Genomic DNA, 14,759 nt, shown 5'->3' with positions numbered 1-14,759 from the left:
ATCGAAATCAATTGGGTTGTTATGGCAAGGAATTCTTTATGGAAAATTCATCAAATAGTCTTACGACTGAAAATACGGCTAACGGAACGCTAGATAACTCAAGCCCCCATAACTTACCGAAGAAACATTATATTCAACGTGATGATGCGTTGTATTTACGCGTCACTCTTTCTTTTTTCACTGTCGGTTTAGCAACGTTTGCGTTGCTCTATTTTGTACAGCCTATTTTGCCAATGTTGTCAGAGGATTTTAATGTTTCTCCCGCAACGGCTAGTCTTTCCTTATCATTAAGTACCGGCTTGATGGCGCTAGGGCTGCTTATTACGGGGCCAATATCAGATGCAATTGGGCGAAAAAATGTGATGGTAGTAGCGTTAACAAGCGCCGCACTATTTACTTTGTTGAGTGCTTTTATGCAAAGTTGGCAAGGTATTTTAATTGCAAGAGCACTTGTGGGTTTATCTCTAAGTGGCGTCGCAGCGGTTGCCATGACCTATCTCAGTGAAGAAATTCACCCGAGTTATGTCGCATTATCAATGGGCCTCTATATTAGTGGTAACTCTATCGGTGGAATGAGTGGCCGTCTTGTTACAGGGGTGATTGCTGATTTCTATTCATGGCGCGTTGCTGTAATACTATTAGGGGCACTCGCTTTAATTGCCGCGATCAGCTTTTGGCGCCTATTACCACCATCGCAACATTTTCGAGCAAGCTCTTTAAAACCAAAAAGTTTATGGGTCAATCTGCGTCTTCATTTTCGAGACAAAGGTCTACCATGGCTGTTTATTGAAGGCTTTGTTTTGATGGGCGGGTTTGTCACTATGTATAACTATATTGGTTATCGTTTACTGGAAGCCCCCTATCATTTCAGTCAGGCAACAGTAGGCATGCTATCAATAATTTATTTAACAGGAACTTATAGCGCATCTAAATCGGGAAGCTTAACTAACAAGTTTGGGTTAGGTAAAGTTTTAATCGCTGCTTTAGTTTTAATGTTAGCGGGTATATTGTTAACACTCTTTTCTAGTTTTTGGATCATTCTGTTTGGCATGACGGTGCTAACAACGGGCTTCTTTGCTGCCCACTCGGTCGCGAGTAGTTGGGTTGGTCATCGTGCTAAACGAGCAAGAGGTCAAGCATCTTCACTTTACCTATTCAGTTATTATGCAGGCTCAAGTATAGCCGGGACTGTAGGCGGGATCTTTTGGTTTCAGTTTGGTTGGTCTGGTGTAGCTTGGTTTATTGCAGGATTACTCATTATTGGTATGTTAATCGCTTACAAGTTGAAAGTTAGCTGTTAGGGTTTGGTAATACTTACCAAATGATGGAATTTATTTTGCACTTTTGTTTAAGTGAAAATGTTGTCCTCAACAATTATGAGGACAACAAATGAAAAAACGACTTTTATTACTTCCCTTCTTATTCTGCTTTTCTGCTATCGCATTGGGACATGGTTATGTAGAAGAGCCTAAAAGCCGAGCCTTTTTGTGTAAAAAAAATCTAAATAGCAATTGTGGTGCAATACAATACGAGCCACAATCGCTAGAAGGTCCTAAAGGTTTTCCCCTTTCAGGGCCACAAAATGGACAGATTGCAAGTGCAGGTATTCCCCGTTTTGCTGCTTTGGATGAACAGACGTCAGCTCGATGGGTAAAAAATATTATCACAGAGCCTCAGCAAACCTTTAAATGGTATTTAACAGCAAGGCATGCGACAGCTAATTGGCAATACTTTATTACTAAGCCTGACTGGAACCCCAACTTACCAATAACGCGTGAACAATTAATCTTAATACCCTTTTGTCAATATGCTACCCCTTCACGACCAGAAACCATTGTTGAGCACCAATGCGTATTGCCAAAAGAAAATCGTGGATACCAAATAGTACTTGCTGTATGGAGTATCGCTGACACTGAGAATGCTTTTTATCAGGTGATTGATCTCGATATCAAATAAAACATATGCAATAAAGGGGGGATGTCGCCTCTCCCTTTTCTTCCTAGTTAACTTATTTATTTGCACAATGCTTGATGTTTGTTATGATTAATTCAAATACAGTATGTTGTAACTAATTAGGGATGTTGCATAATGAATAATGCCAAATATGACCTTATTGAAGGCTTTAACCGGTTAGAAAGTAAAATAACGGAACTTAGCCTATTGATTGCTGAGCAACCTTCTATCTCTGCGACCGTTTTTCGTCTTCCGGATGTCATGAAAGGAGAAGAAAATAATGAGATTAAACAAATCGATGTTGAAAAAATAACAGGTAAACTCGCCATCCAACATGCTATCGAACATTATAACCTATTATTTATTCATGATAAATCAGAACTCACCAGTAATAAATCAGCCGTTAGGTTACCTGGCGCGATCTGTATTGATATCCCCTATTCTACTTATCAAACTTTTCGGGTCTTGCTAGATGAGATCAATGAATTAAAAATACAGATAAAACAAATAGTCACTCAAAAATCAGGGGTTGATGAATCGCAACGTTTTGAATTTATTCATGATACACTGCATGGTTTACTGACATTAAATACCTATCGAACTCTAACCTACCTTACTGATATCGATACCATAAGGTTTGGTTGGGCAAATAAAAAAGTCATAAATAAAATGACAAAAGAACAGGTGTTGAGCAAGCTGCAAGGCTCATTGGAAAGTGGGCGCCAACCATTGGGAGTTGCAAAGGAAGAGTGGTTGAAACAATTAGAGCAAGAAATTCTATTGATCAGCCAATTAAATAATGACGTAGTACTTAAAACACAACGCCCCGTTAAAGTGCAACCTATTGCTCGTGTTTGGGATAGCGCCCAACAAAAACAAACTCAGTTCGCTTGTGCCAACCCTTTGCTCATTTTTGCGGTTGAAAAATCACTGACTGATATTGTGATAGGTAACCTACCCGATTACCATGTTGATAACATTGCGATCCGTAATCGACCAAGGTCTAAGCCTGTTGAGCTACTGATACCCCGCTTAAATTTATATATGGAAATATAAAAAAACACCTGCCATTGATGAGCAGGTGTTTAAATATTCAGTTAATAAATTAACTGATTAGCTTTTCATGCTGCCAACCATATCTTCTGGGCGAACCCACTCATCGAACTGTTCAGCAGTCAGATAATTTAGTTTTAATGCTGACTCTTTCAACGTTAAGCCTTCTTTATGTGCTTTCTTAGCAATTTCAGCGGCTTTATCGTAACCAATATGTGTATTAAGAGCAGTAACCAGCATCAATGACTCATGAAGTAGCTTCTCAATTCTTTCACGGTTTGGTTCAATACCAATCGCACAGTGTTCGTTGAAACTACGCATACCGTCAGCCAGTAGGCGGATAGATTGCAGGAAGTTATCAATCACCATTGGGCGGAACACGTTCAGTTCAAAGTTACCTGAAGCACCACCGATATTGATAGCAACGTCATTACCCATCACTTGTGCACATAGCATCGTTAAAGCTTCACACTGTGTAGGGTTAACTTTACCTGGCATGATTGAGCTACCTGGCTCGTTTTCAGGGATTGCAATTTCGCCAATACCACAACGAGGACCTGACGCCAACCAACGAACGTCGTTAGCAATTTTCATCAGGGACGCAGCTAAGCCTTTTAGTGCACCATGAGCGTGAACTAAAGCATCACATGTTGCGAGTGCTTCAAATTTGTTAGGTGCAGTAACAAATGGTTGGCCAGTCAGTTCCGCAATTTTTTTAGCAACACGAACCGCATACTCAGGGTGAGTGTTTAGACCGGTACCAACAGCCGTACCTCCCAGCGCTAACTCACATACGTGTGGTACAGAGTTTTCAATGTGTTTTTCGCTATGCGCTAACATCGCTACCCAGCCAGAAATTTCTTGGCCTAAAGTCAATGGCGTTGCATCTTGTAGGTGGGTACGACCAATTTTTACGATGTCTTTAAATTCTTTTGCTTTAGCATCTAATACTTTGTGTAACGCTTTTAATTCAGGTAGCAAGTGCTCGCGAATAGCAACAACGGCCGCAACGTGCATTGCAGTTGGGAATACGTCGTTTGAACTTTGGCTCTTGTTAACATCATCGTTAGGGTGAATAAGACGCTCATTACCTCTTTGTCCACCTAAGATCTCGCTACCACGGTTCGCCAGTACTTCGTTCATGTTCATATTACTTTGAGTACCAGACCCCGTTTGCCAGATAGCAAGAGGGAATTCAGTAGGATGCTTGCCAGCTAATACTTCGTCAGCCGCAGCGATAATCGCATCACCGCGATCTTTAGGCAGTAAACCTAAATCCATATTCACGCTTGCAGCAGCTTTTTTAGTCACTGCTAATGCATGGATCAACGCAACAGGCATTTTTTCTACAGATATACGGAAATGTTCTAAAGAACGCTGAGTTTGCGCGCCCCACAACTGGTCAGCAGGTACTTCAATTGGTCCCATTGAGTCTTTTTCAATGCGAGTGGCTGCCATTACTATCTCCTTAAGTACATACACAGAATAATCGGTTTTGGAATCATCAGCTTGCAGGTAAGCCGATAACACCCCCCTATAATGCCACATATTTAATTTCAATAATGCGACTTAACCGTGTTTATTGTATTGTAGTAAAAAGGAAATAAGTTGATTTTTAGAAAAAGAGAGTTTTGGCTATGCTAAAAATGATTAATAAGATTCAAAATTACGACTGGGGGAGTACCACTGCACTCACACAGTTGTACGCTATCCCTAACCCAGAACATCTACCCATGGCTGAGTTATGGATGGGAGCACACCCAAAAGCGAGCTCTTGTGTCGTGAATACCAAAACAGGCCAAACGCTCCCACTGATTGATTATATTGCGAGTAACCCAGAAGAAATTCTAGGTAAAAAAGTAGCAGACACTTTTTCCTCCCGCTTACCTTTTTTATTTAAAGTGTTATGTGCCGCAACTCCTCTTTCGGTACAAGTCCATCCTAATAAGGTTTATGCTGAAGTTGGTTTTGCAAAAGAGAATGCTGCGGGGATCCCCTTAGATTCGCCAATCCGCAACTATAAAGATGATAATCATAAACCTGAGCTAATTTATGCTTTAACACCTTTTAAAGCAATGAACGCATTTCGCCCACTCAATGAAATTGCTGAACTGCTTGATTTTGTCTCTGCGGCTCACCCTGAAATTCAATTCTTTGTTCAATCACCAACTGAAGAAAAATTAGCGAAATTATTTGCACAAATTCTGAGTCTCACAGGTGAACAAAAAGAGTTAGCACTAGGTGTATTGAAAGCCGCATTAAACAGTCGCCAAGGCGAACCATGGAACACCATAAAACAAATGGTTAGCCTCTATCCTGAAGATACAGGTTTATTTGTCCCACTGTTGCTTAATGTTGTTGAGTTGCAGCCTGGCGAGGCAATGTTCTTATATGCAAGGACGCCACATGCTTATATTGAAGGCGTTGGGCTAGAAATCATGGCTAATTCCGATAATGTCCTACGAGCTGGACTGACCAATAAGCATATTGATGTTCCAGAATTGATAGCAAATGTAGATTTTATCCCCAAAACAAGCCAAAGTTTACTTAGTGAACCAGAAAAAACAGGAAATATCTGTAAATATCATATACCAGTAGAAGATTTTGCATTTAATATATATTCTATTGATGACACAGAGATAAACATAACTAATGAAACGGCTTCTATCTTTTTCTGCATAGATGGCGAGTTAGTTTTGAAGTCAGGCGATGATGAATTAAAAATCTGTTCAGGAGAATCTGTTTTTCTGGCGGCCTTTGAAAAAGAAGTTTACGCCACAGGCGTGGGTAAGCTCGCTCGTGTCTATAACCTTTAATGTATTTTTGTGTTTTGTTCGTCTTGATTGCACGCAAAAGACGGTTAGATAAAACTTGTACAATTTTTATAGCGCGTTAAGACAACGCGCTGAAAGGATGGATGTTCATAATGAAAAAGTCATTAGTTGCAGTTGGTGTAATAGTTGCTATTGGTGCTGTATGGTGTGGTGCATCATGGTACACAGGCTCTAAAGTTGAGTCTGAATTAAATTATATGATTGAGGATACCAACTCATTTATTAAGGTAAATGCTCCAAGTTCAGGTTTACAGTTCAAAGTGGAAAACTTTAAACGTGGTCTATTCTCCTCGCAAGCTAATATCGTTATCTCATCCGTATATTCTACTGGCCCAGAGGAAAGTCTTGTATTTAATACTGATATTGAGCACGGCCCTTTCCCTCTATCACAACTCTCTAAATTCAATTTAATGCCTAAACTGGGCGCGGCACATATTGAATTAGCAAATAATGAATCAACCAAAGAGCTATTCGAAATAACAAAAGGTAAACCATTTATTTCAGGTACTGCTGTTGTTGGTTATGGCCAAAGTGTTGATGCAAATCTAGATTTGTTACCCGTTGAATTTACCAAAGAAAAGTCAAACATTTCCTTTAATGGATTAAAACTATTATTTAATGCCTCTTCTGACTTTAACGAGATTGAAGCCACACTGAATACTGACAACTTATTGATTCAGAATACAGATAAATCAGAAGAAATGATGTTAAAAGGGCTAAAACTAACTTCTAACCTGACTAAGTCCGAACATGATTTCTATATCGGTAAACAAGATTTTGTTATAGAAAATGCAAATGTTAATATCCCTGAGGTTAAATTTTCTTTCAAAAACTTAGTGATGACTTCAGACTCTGCACTGGAAAAAGAAAATATTAAAGGTAGCTTCACTTACAGCATTGATGATTTAGTCGCATTAGATCAAAACTTAGGCTCCGGTAAGGTAGTTATTTCGATTGATAAGCTAGATGCAAAAGCGTTGGGTAAATTTGTTAAACAATATAATAGTGCATTAGCAGAAGGAGTTGCGTCAGGCAATCCAACAGCAGCAGGTGAAAAAATCGCAATGAAGATGATGAAGGAAACATTGCCTGAAATGCTGAAAAACCAACCGACCTTCTCTATCAGCCCTCTTTACTGGAAAAACTCTGCAGGTCAAACAACGACAGACTTAAGTATGACCTTTAATAAGTGGGACCAAAAAGAGCTTACTGAATTAGCAATGACAAACAAAGTTGATGAAGCAGTTAAGAGCTTATTTAAGTCATTTGACTTTAACCTCACGCTGAACAAACCAATGGCTATTGAGTTAATGTCTCAAATCGCTATTTTAGACCAAGGTCAAGTTGTTGATGCAGAAACTAAGAAAATGTATGTTGAGCAAGCAACAAATGAGTTTGATCAAGCACAAATGCTCCTAACTTCAGATATGTTCAGCTCACCGTTTGAAGAAATGTTCATGACTGACGAAGAGCGTGCAGAAAAAGCGAAACAGAAAAAATCACCATGGATGATAGAGAAAGGTAACGATCTGACCATGACTATCAAATATGCAGGTAATGATATTACGTTTAACGCGGATAGCTATACCCTTGCAGACTTCTTAACTAAGATGAAGTTGATGGCAGGCCCAGAAAGCTCTATGGAATATGAAGAAGAAGAGTTAGTTGTACCAGAAACCGAAGATGCGCCGGCTGACGGTGCTGAAGTAGCACAACCAGCTAACTAATCTGCATTAATATTAATCTTAAACGCCAGTCAATATTTTTTGACTGGCGTTTTCACATCTATACTAGGATATATTGGCTAATCCATACACATAAAGGGACTCAATTCAGTGATAAACAGACAACTGCCACTTACAGACATACATCGCCATCTAGATGGTAATATCCGCCCCGAAACAATCCTTTCCCTTGCCCAACAACACGGTATTACGCTACCTGCTAATGAGATTGAAGCTTTACGTCCTCATGTGCAAGTAATGACACAAGAGGCTGACTTAGTCGGTTTTCTGCAAAAACTAGATTGGGGAGTTGCTGTATTAGCCGATCTCGATGCCTGTAAACGTGTTGCTCAAGAAAACGTCGAAGATGCTTATAAGGCGGGTATTGACTATGCAGAATTGCGTTTTTCTCCTTATTACATGGCAATGAACCATCGCCTCCCTATTGAAGGTGTTGTTGAAGCTGTCATTGATGGTATTACGGCTGGTTGCAAACAGTATGATATTAAAATTAATTTAATAGGGATCCTTAGTCGAACCTTTGGTCAAGACGCTTGTGCAAAAGAGTTAGCAGGCCTACTCGCTCACCGCGACAAACTTTGCGCATTGGATTTGGCTGGAGATGAGCTTGGCTTTCCAGGCTCCCTTTTCCACTCTCACTTTACCCAAGCGCGCGATGCCGGTTTACAAATAACTGTTCATGCAGGGGAAGCCGCGGGTGCAGAAAGTATTTGGCATGCAATTAAAGAATTAGGGGCACAACGAATTGTCCATGGTGTTAAAGCTTGTGAAGACCCTAAGCTGATCGAATACTTAGCAAAACATAAAATTGGTATTGAAAGCTGCTTAACCTCGAATATCCAGACCAGCACTGTACCGTCATTAGCGAAACATCCATTGAAAATGTTTTTAAACCATGGTGTGTTAGCGTCGATTAATACTGATGACCCTGCCGTAGAAGGCATTGAATTAGCTTATGAATATGAAGTTGCCGCCCCTAAAGCTGGGTTGACACCATCTGAAATAGAGCAGGCTCAAATCAATGGGTTAAGTATCGCCTTTCTCAGCGAAAATGAAAAACAGCAACTCAAACAAAAAGCAGCCCTTCGCTAACCTGCTATAAAGCTAAAATCATTCACGTTTTGGGCAGTTAATCTCCTTTTCTGCCCTGTTTAGCTTTTTTCTCTGAAGGTTAAGTTTGCCTATTATTGATAACACTATAGTATGTTGTAACTAAATGGTGATTATGGATTGAGTAAGTCGGGTTATTATCCCCCCGACTTTACTATTAATTATTTAGTTAAACGTTTTGCGTAACGCTGGGCTAAAACCGCGCATACCATTAATTGGATTTGATGAAATATCATTAGTGGCAATAAGATTATCCCTACAACGGAGGCTGGAAATAGCACATTTGCCATAGGAACGCCGTTCGCTAAGCTCTTTTTTGAACCACAGAATACGATTGTGATTTCATCTTCTTTACTGAATTTAAATAAGCGTGCCGCAAGTGTATTTAGGATCATAACGACAAATAAAATAAGGCAGCTGATCACAGCAATCATAAATAGAGAGTATCCATCAATACGCTGCCAAATTCCTTCAACAACCGCTTCACTGAAAGCGACATATACGACTAATAATATAGAAGAACGGTCAGTGATATTAATTAATTTACGATTACGGTTAATCCAATTCGCTAACAATGGACGAGACAGGTGCCCTACTACAAATGGCAGCATTAATTGCAATAAAATAGAGCCAATTGCATTCAACGTATCCATTGCTTGGCTGCCATCTTCATCCATTAGTAACCCCACCAATATCGGCGATAAAAAGACGCCGAGAATACTGGATGCTGACGCACTGCAAATCGCTGCGGCCACATTTCCTCCGGCAACAGAGGTAAAGGCAATGGCCGATTGTACCGTTGCTGGCAATGCACAAAGATAAAGAAACCCCATGTATACCGTCGGTGACATCCATGACGGCACCATAAAATGCAAAGCTAATCCAATAATAGGAAACAGAATAAATGTGCTTGAAAATACTAATAAGTGTAGTCGCCAGTGCCCAATACCTGCCATGATTGATTCACGAGAAAGCTTTGCACCATGCATAAAGAACAAAAGCGCAATAGCTGCCGTTGTTAGATACTGAAAGCCAACTTTGATTTCCCCTTCACAAGGAAATAGGCTTGCAATCACAACAACGCCAATCATAATCAATAAAAAAGGGTCAATTTTTAATTTTGCTAACAAATTCATGTTATTACCTAACAAAAAGCCAGCTAAAAATGCTGGCTCATCTATTTAAACATTAACAATCAAGAGTAACGGTGCGTTTTTGTTTATCTGAAAGTATACCAGCCTCAATTAATTTCATAATTTCAATAGCGTCTTGTGGCTGTACTGGATTTGCGGCACCATGACGGATTGCCTCATGAATGGCAAGATAGTAACCACCATAATTTCCTTTTTCATTTTGCCATTCTTGGGAAATAAGCGCATCGCCTTGTGACAGCGTCACAACGCCATTACGTTGGTCTATTCCCCAATTTTCATGAGTCGGTAACAGACCATTTTTTAAATTTTCTTCTTGTGAATCAAGACCATATTTGACATAACTTCCCTTCATGCCATGAATAACATAGAGAGGCGATTCAGCGGCAGCTACTGTTGTTGCGTGAAGAACGACTTTTTTATCTGGATAGTGAAGAAGAACATGGAAATAATCAACGGCTTCAGCGCCTGGGCGGATCATCCCTAAATCTGCGGTAATACTTGCTGGTTTTCCAAAAAATTGTAACGCTTGATCTAATAAATGAGGACCAAGATCATACCAAATTCCACCGCCTGCGACTGCTGCCTCTCGCCATCTTTGTCGTGTGACTGGGCGATAACGGTCAAAATGTGACTCATAATATTTAATGTCGCCTAGGCAACCATCAGCAAACAGTTTCTTCAGTGTTAAATAGCCTGCATCCCAACGGCGATTATGATAAACCGATAAAAGCTTTCCTGCTTGTTGTGCCTGTTGTTGTAGTGATTGAGCCTCTTCTACAGTGACAGTAAAAGGCTTATCGACAACGACATGCTTGCCTGCCGCTAACGCTTGGCTTGCCAGTGGATAATGAGTGTCATTGGGGGTCGGGATAATGACTAATTCAATTTCAGGATTTGCAAACAGTTGCTCAGGTGAAGAGACGACTTCAACATCAGGCCAATCAGCGGTTACCTTATCTGAATTGCTACTGGAGATAGCTGTCAATTCATACCCTGGCAATGTAGCGATAAAAGGGGCATGAAATGTTTTACTTGCATAACCATAACCTACAATACCGACTTTTATTGGTGCGGACATAATGACCTCATTTTATTAATTTTCACTGAATCCATAAAAAGTATCACCATAACGAATTAATTAGCAAATAAAACTATGGTAGGATAGCCTCGAATTGATGCTACTTAAAAAGTCATTCATGATTCAGCAACGTGATAAAAGAGATGCGTTCACTAGTCGCGAGTGTAAGCAAAGACAGTTCTTGATACTGCTGCTTAGTGTATGATTTAGCTTATAATATGGATTAAATTGATATGACGCCTGTTTATGACCACCATCGTATTACTGGTTGGCTCCTTGCCCCCGCAGCTTTCATCTTATTAACGTGTTTTGCTGTATGCTCTATGGTGGTCATGTATTTTATTACGTTATATCGAATTATCACTACAATTGATGATTGGACTCACTATATCCCATTCGACTGGTATTTATCTTTTCTGATCACTATCGTTATGATGGTATTCACTATTCATATCTTAAAACTTATGTTTATGCGTTCTCGGCATTTTCCTCGCCGTTTTATTATTTGGATGTTAGTCCTGTTATTGCTTGGACTAAAAACCTTTTATTTTGCAAATATTGATTCCCTAACGGCGCTAAAAACACTCGCCTGGCCACTTATCGGTGCTGCTATTTTTGTTCCTTACATCAAAAATTCTGCTCGTGTGAAGATGACTTTCACACAAGATCGATAAGCATCACAAAAATAGCTTGTTATCATACAGCCTGTTTAACTGACGCTCGTCAGTTTTTGTTCTTTTAATTTTGTTTTCAGGCAATAAAATGACTGATTATCTTTTGCTATTCATTGGAACCGTACTGGTTAATAACTTTGTACTGGTAAAATTCCTTGGTCTGTGCCCTTTTATGGGTGTATCAAAAAAACTCGAAACAGCCATCGGAATGGGTTTTGCTACCACTTTTGTTATGACACTCGCCGCAATCAGCTCTTGGTTGATGGATACGTTAATTTTAGTGCCCCTCGACCTGCTCTATCTGCGCACCCTAAGTTTTATCTTAGTGATTGCCGTGGTTGTGCAATTCACTGAAATGGTTGTTAGAAAAACCAGTCCAACGCTCTATCGCCTGTTAGGGATCTTTCTCCCACTTATTACGACTAACTGTGCAGTTTTAGGGGTTGCTTTATTAAATATCAATCAATCGCATGGTTTCTTACAGTCTGCTGTTTATGGTTTTGCAGCCGCCGTTGGTTTCTCATTGGTAATGGTGCTGTTTGCCGCTATTCGCGAACGGTTGGCGGTCGCTGATGTTCCTGCACCTTTTCGTGGCTCATCTATCGGCCTTATCACTGCTGGACTAATGTCTTTAGCATTTATGGGTTTTAGTGGTTTGGTGAAGTTCTAATGATATCGTTATGGATTGCTATTGGCATTTTAGCCGTTTTTGGGCTGATCTTTGGTTTGATCCTTGGCTATGCCTCATTACGCTTTAAAGTTGAAGAAGACCCCATTGTTGAAAAAATTGATGCTATTTTGCCCCAAAGTCAATGTGGTCAATGCAGCTATCCGGGGTGTCGCCCCTACGCAGAAGCTGTAGCCAATAACGGAGAGATGATCAACAAGTGCGCGCCGGGTGGCGAGCAAGTCATGTTGAAAATGGCTGAACTTCTTAACGTAGACCCTCAGCCAATTGATGGTGATGAAAGCGCACAGAATCCTGTTCGAAAAGTCGCTATTATTGATGAAGAAAACTGTATCGGCTGCACCAAATGTATTCAAGCATGTCCTGTTGATGCCATTGTTGGCGCAACGCGCGCTATGCATACCGTAATTGAAGATCTCTGCACAGGTTGTGATCTGTGCGTAGCCCCTTGCCCAACTGATTGTATCGAACTTGTTCCTGTGAAAACGACCACTGCAAACTGGAAATGGGATTTAAACAGTATTCCTGTCAAAAATATTCCTGTATCACCTGATGAACAACAACCGAAATCTCCTTTCGCCACGGTAAAAGGAGATGCGCATGTTTAAGTTGTTTAATTGGTCAAAAAAAGACAATATCTGGGATTTCTCTGGTGGGATACACCCGCCAGAAATGAAATTACAGTCAAGCCAAACGCCAATGCGTGTGGCATCAATTCCCGATGAACTGATTATCCCGTTACAGCAGCATTTAGGCCCTGAAGGGGAATTGATCGTCAAAGTGGGTGAACATGTGCTCAAGGGGCAACCCTTAACCCGTGGTGTCGGTCGTACAGTGCCTGTTCATGCCTCAACTTCAGGCACTATCACCGCAATAAAACCGATGGTCACGGCACACCCTTCTGGCTTAAAAGAGCTATCAGTTTGCCTCAAATCCGATGGGTTAGATTCTTGGTGTGAGTTATTCCCTGAGCCTGACTATTTACAGCTCACTCCTCAACAATTATTACAAAAAATTGAGCAAGCAGGCATCGCTGGGCTTGGTGGTGCAGGTTTTCCTACCGCGTCTAAATTAGCGGGAGGGAAAGATGCTATCAAGACATTGATCGTTAATGCAGCCGAATGTGAACCTTATATCACAGCAGATGATCGCTTAATGCAAGAGCATGCCGATGAGGTTATCGAGGGTTGTCGTGTCTTGCAACATTTACTCAACCCTGATCAAATACTTATTGGCATTGAAGATAATAAACCTGAAGCCATTGCTGCACTGAAGAAAGCCATTACTGCCCATGATAAGCAGATTTTTGTGCGGGTGATCCCCACCAAATATCCTTCAGGTGGTGCTAAGCAGCTTACTAAGATCCTGACGGGTAAAGAGGTTCCTTCTGGTGCCCGCTCCTCACAGATTGGCGTATTGATGCAAAACGTCGGTACGGTTGTTGCCATAAAACGTGCCGTCATTGATGGGCAACCTTTGATTGAACGTGTTGTCACCGTTACAGGTGAATCTATTACCTCCCCAGGAAACTTTTGGACTCGCTTAGGTACTCCTGTTCATCATCTATTACAACAAACGGGTTTTACCCCTGCATCTGAGCAAATGGTGATTATGGGGGGGCCATTAATGGGCTTTACTTTGCCAGATCTCAAGGTACCTGTAGTTAAAATATGCAACTGCTTATTAGTTCCTAGTGTTGAAGAAGTTGGGCAAAAACCGATTGAAGAAGCTTGTATCCGCTGTGGTTTATGCGTTGAAGCATGCCCTGCGGCCCTACTGCCTCAACAATTATATTGGTTCAGTAAAGGCAAAGAGCACGAAAAAGCGCAAAAACATAACCTATTTGATTGTATCGAGTGCGGTGCTTGTGCCTATGTTTGTCCAAGTAATATTCCGTTAGTGCAATATTATCGACAAGAAAAAGCAGAAATTCGCGAAATCAAACAAGAAGAGCGCCGTGCTGCAGAAGCAAAACTACGATTTGAAGCGAAGCAGCAGCGTATGGAACGCGAAAAATTAGCCCGTGAAGAGCGTCATAAAAAAGCCGCTGTACAAGTGGAATCATCAGACAAAGATGCTGTTGCTGCTGCGCTCGCTCGTGTAAAAGCTAAACAAGCAACAGCAACTTCAGATATTCATGTGATAGCGGGTGCGGCGCCGGATAACAGTGCTGTTATTGCCGCAAGAGCCGCACGTAAAGAACAAGCGAGAGCCAAACAAGCAGAAAAACAAGCTGCAGCCTCGGCTGTTGATGAAACTTCTAGTGATCCTCGTAAAGCTGCTGTGGCTGCTGCACTTGCAAGAGCTAAAGCAAGAAAAGCATCTCAAGAAAATAACGGTGACAGCGTCACGCCAACCGAGGCCCCTGCTGTTTCGGCTAATGGAGATGACCCACGTAAAGCTGCTGTCGCTGCCGCTATTGCCCGTGCTAAAGCGAAAAAGGCAGCGCAACAAGCAGAAGCTGAATCTA

Annotated in this window: 13 protein-coding genes; 10 read left to right on the top strand and 3 right to left on the bottom strand. The window is 40.9% G+C overall.

Translation table 11 applies throughout. The annotated features are described in order from the left end of the window. The first annotated feature begins 38 nt into the window (after positions 1 to 38). The 3 genes from PR699_RS09875 to tus all read left to right on the top strand — a co-directional run bounded on the left by PR699_RS09875 (position 39) and on the right by tus (position 3,009). Positions 39 to 1,301 (top strand): MFS transporter, encoded by a 1,263-nt coding sequence (locus PR699_RS09875; protein ID WP_004920058.1) that lies wholly within the window; start codon positions 39 to 41, stop codon positions 1,299 to 1,301. Between the two features lie 88 nt (positions 1,302 to 1,389). Then, the gene (locus PR699_RS09870; RefSeq protein ID WP_014656031.1) at positions 1,390 to 1,956 is read left to right on the top strand and encodes a lytic polysaccharide monooxygenase; all 567 of its coding nucleotides are present in this window, start codon (positions 1,390 to 1,392) and stop codon (positions 1,954 to 1,956) included. Between the two features lie 132 nt (positions 1,957 to 2,088). After that, a complete protein-coding gene (gene tus / locus PR699_RS09865; protein WP_014656032.1) occupies positions 2,089 to 3,009 on the top strand; it encodes a DNA replication terminus site-binding protein in 921 nt (306 codons plus the stop codon). A gap of 57 nt (positions 3,010 to 3,066) precedes the next feature. On the opposite strand, the gene fumC is transcribed toward tus, so the two are convergent. After that, on the bottom strand, positions 3,067 to 4,464 hold the full coding sequence (gene fumC / locus PR699_RS09860; RefSeq protein ID WP_014656033.1) for a class II fumarate hydratase: 1,398 nt from the start codon (positions 4,462 to 4,464) through the stop codon (positions 3,067 to 3,069). Between the two features lie 179 nt (positions 4,465 to 4,643). Between fumC and manA the strand changes: the two genes are divergently transcribed. The 3 genes from manA to add all read left to right on the top strand — a co-directional run bounded on the left by manA (position 4,644) and on the right by add (position 8,677). After that, positions 4,644 to 5,822: a mannose-6-phosphate isomerase gene (gene manA / locus PR699_RS09855; RefSeq protein ID WP_014656034.1), complete on the top strand. Its 1,179-nt coding sequence runs from the start codon at positions 4,644 to 4,646 to the stop codon at positions 5,820 to 5,822. A gap of 110 nt (positions 5,823 to 5,932) precedes the next feature. Beyond that, the gene (locus PR699_RS09850) at positions 5,933 to 7,567 is read left to right on the top strand and encodes a YdgA family protein (protein ID WP_014656035.1); all 1,635 of its coding nucleotides are present in this window, start codon (positions 5,933 to 5,935) and stop codon (positions 7,565 to 7,567) included. A 108-nt stretch (positions 7,568 to 7,675) separates the two neighbouring features. Continuing rightward, a complete protein-coding gene (gene add / locus PR699_RS09845) occupies positions 7,676 to 8,677 on the top strand; it encodes an adenosine deaminase (protein WP_272577839.1) in 1,002 nt (333 codons plus the stop codon). 179 nt (positions 8,678 to 8,856) lie between these two features. Here the strand turns inward: add and PR699_RS09840 are convergent, their stop codons facing one another. Further along, positions 8,857 to 9,831 carry a bile acid:sodium symporter family protein gene (locus tag PR699_RS09840; RefSeq protein WP_004920081.1) on the bottom strand — a complete coding sequence of 325 codons (975 nt, stop codon included), beginning with the start codon at positions 9,829 to 9,831 and terminating at the stop codon, positions 8,857 to 8,859. 52 nt (positions 9,832 to 9,883) lie between these two features. Further along, positions 9,884 to 10,927, bottom strand: coding sequence for an oxidoreductase (locus PR699_RS09835; protein ID WP_014656037.1), 1,044 nt, complete (start codon positions 10,925 to 10,927; stop codon positions 9,884 to 9,886). Positions 10,928 to 11,160: 233 nt separating this feature from the next. Between PR699_RS09835 and PR699_RS09830 the strand changes: the two genes are divergently transcribed. The 4 genes from PR699_RS09830 to rsxC all read left to right on the top strand — a co-directional run. Continuing rightward, positions 11,161 to 11,601: a DUF2569 domain-containing protein gene (locus PR699_RS09830; protein ID WP_014656038.1), complete on the top strand. Its 441-nt coding sequence runs from the start codon at positions 11,161 to 11,163 to the stop codon at positions 11,599 to 11,601. A gap of 88 nt (positions 11,602 to 11,689) precedes the next feature. Continuing rightward, positions 11,690 to 12,271: an electron transport complex subunit RsxA gene (gene rsxA / locus PR699_RS09825; protein WP_004920088.1), complete on the top strand. Its 582-nt coding sequence runs from the start codon at positions 11,690 to 11,692 to the stop codon at positions 12,269 to 12,271. Beyond that, entirely contained in the window at positions 12,271 to 12,897 is a 627-nt protein-coding gene (gene rsxB, locus PR699_RS09820) for an electron transport complex subunit RsxB (RefSeq protein ID WP_014656039.1), read from the top strand. Before rsxA ends, rsxB begins: the two co-directional genes overlap by 1 nt. Further along, positions 12,890 to 14,759 (top strand): electron transport complex subunit RsxC (gene rsxC, locus PR699_RS09815; protein WP_272577838.1); only part of this gene is annotated, 1,870 nt, incomplete at its 3' end. The genes rsxB and rsxC, both read left to right, overlap by 8 nt.

Origin of the sequence: Providencia sp. PROV268, from assembly GCF_028477805.1 — a bacterium.
GTDB classification, from domain to species: Bacteria; Pseudomonadota; Gammaproteobacteria; order Enterobacterales; family Enterobacteriaceae; genus Providencia; species Providencia stuartii.
The sequence above is the reverse complement of the archived record's forward strand: the minus strand, read 5'-3'. Positions and strand labels throughout refer to the sequence as shown.

Bases quoted from the DNA above. Each gene is read 5' to 3' on its own strand.
- PR699_RS09875 (WP_004920058.1), top strand. From the start codon at position 39: ATGGAAAATTCATCAAATAGTCTTACGACTGAAAATACGGCTAACGGA.
- tus (WP_014656032.1), top strand. From the start codon at position 2,089: ATGAATAATGCCAAATATGACCTTATTGAAGGCTTTAACCGGTTAGAA.
- PR699_RS09830 (WP_014656038.1), top strand. From the start codon at position 11,161: ATGACGCCTGTTTATGACCACCATCGTATTACTGGTTGGCTCCTTGCC.
- manA (WP_014656034.1), top strand. From the start codon at position 4,644: ATGCTAAAAATGATTAATAAGATTCAAAATTACGACTGGGGGAGTACC.
- PR699_RS09835 (WP_014656037.1), bottom strand. From the start codon at position 10,927: ATGTCCGCACCAATAAAAGTCGGTATTGTAGGTTATGGTTATGCAAGT.
- fumC (WP_014656033.1), bottom strand. From the start codon at position 4,464: ATGGCAGCCACTCGCATTGAAAAAGACTCAATGGGACCAATTGAAGTA.
- PR699_RS09840 (WP_004920081.1), bottom strand. From the start codon at position 9,831: ATGAATTTGTTAGCAAAATTAAAAATTGACCCTTTTTTATTGATTATG.
- PR699_RS09850 (WP_014656035.1), top strand. From the start codon at position 5,933: ATGAAAAAGTCATTAGTTGCAGTTGGTGTAATAGTTGCTATTGGTGCT.
- rsxB (WP_014656039.1), top strand. From the start codon at position 12,271: ATGATATCGTTATGGATTGCTATTGGCATTTTAGCCGTTTTTGGGCTG.
- PR699_RS09870 (WP_014656031.1), top strand. From the start codon at position 1,390: ATGAAAAAACGACTTTTATTACTTCCCTTCTTATTCTGCTTTTCTGCT.
- rsxA (WP_004920088.1), top strand. From the start codon at position 11,690: ATGACTGATTATCTTTTGCTATTCATTGGAACCGTACTGGTTAATAAC.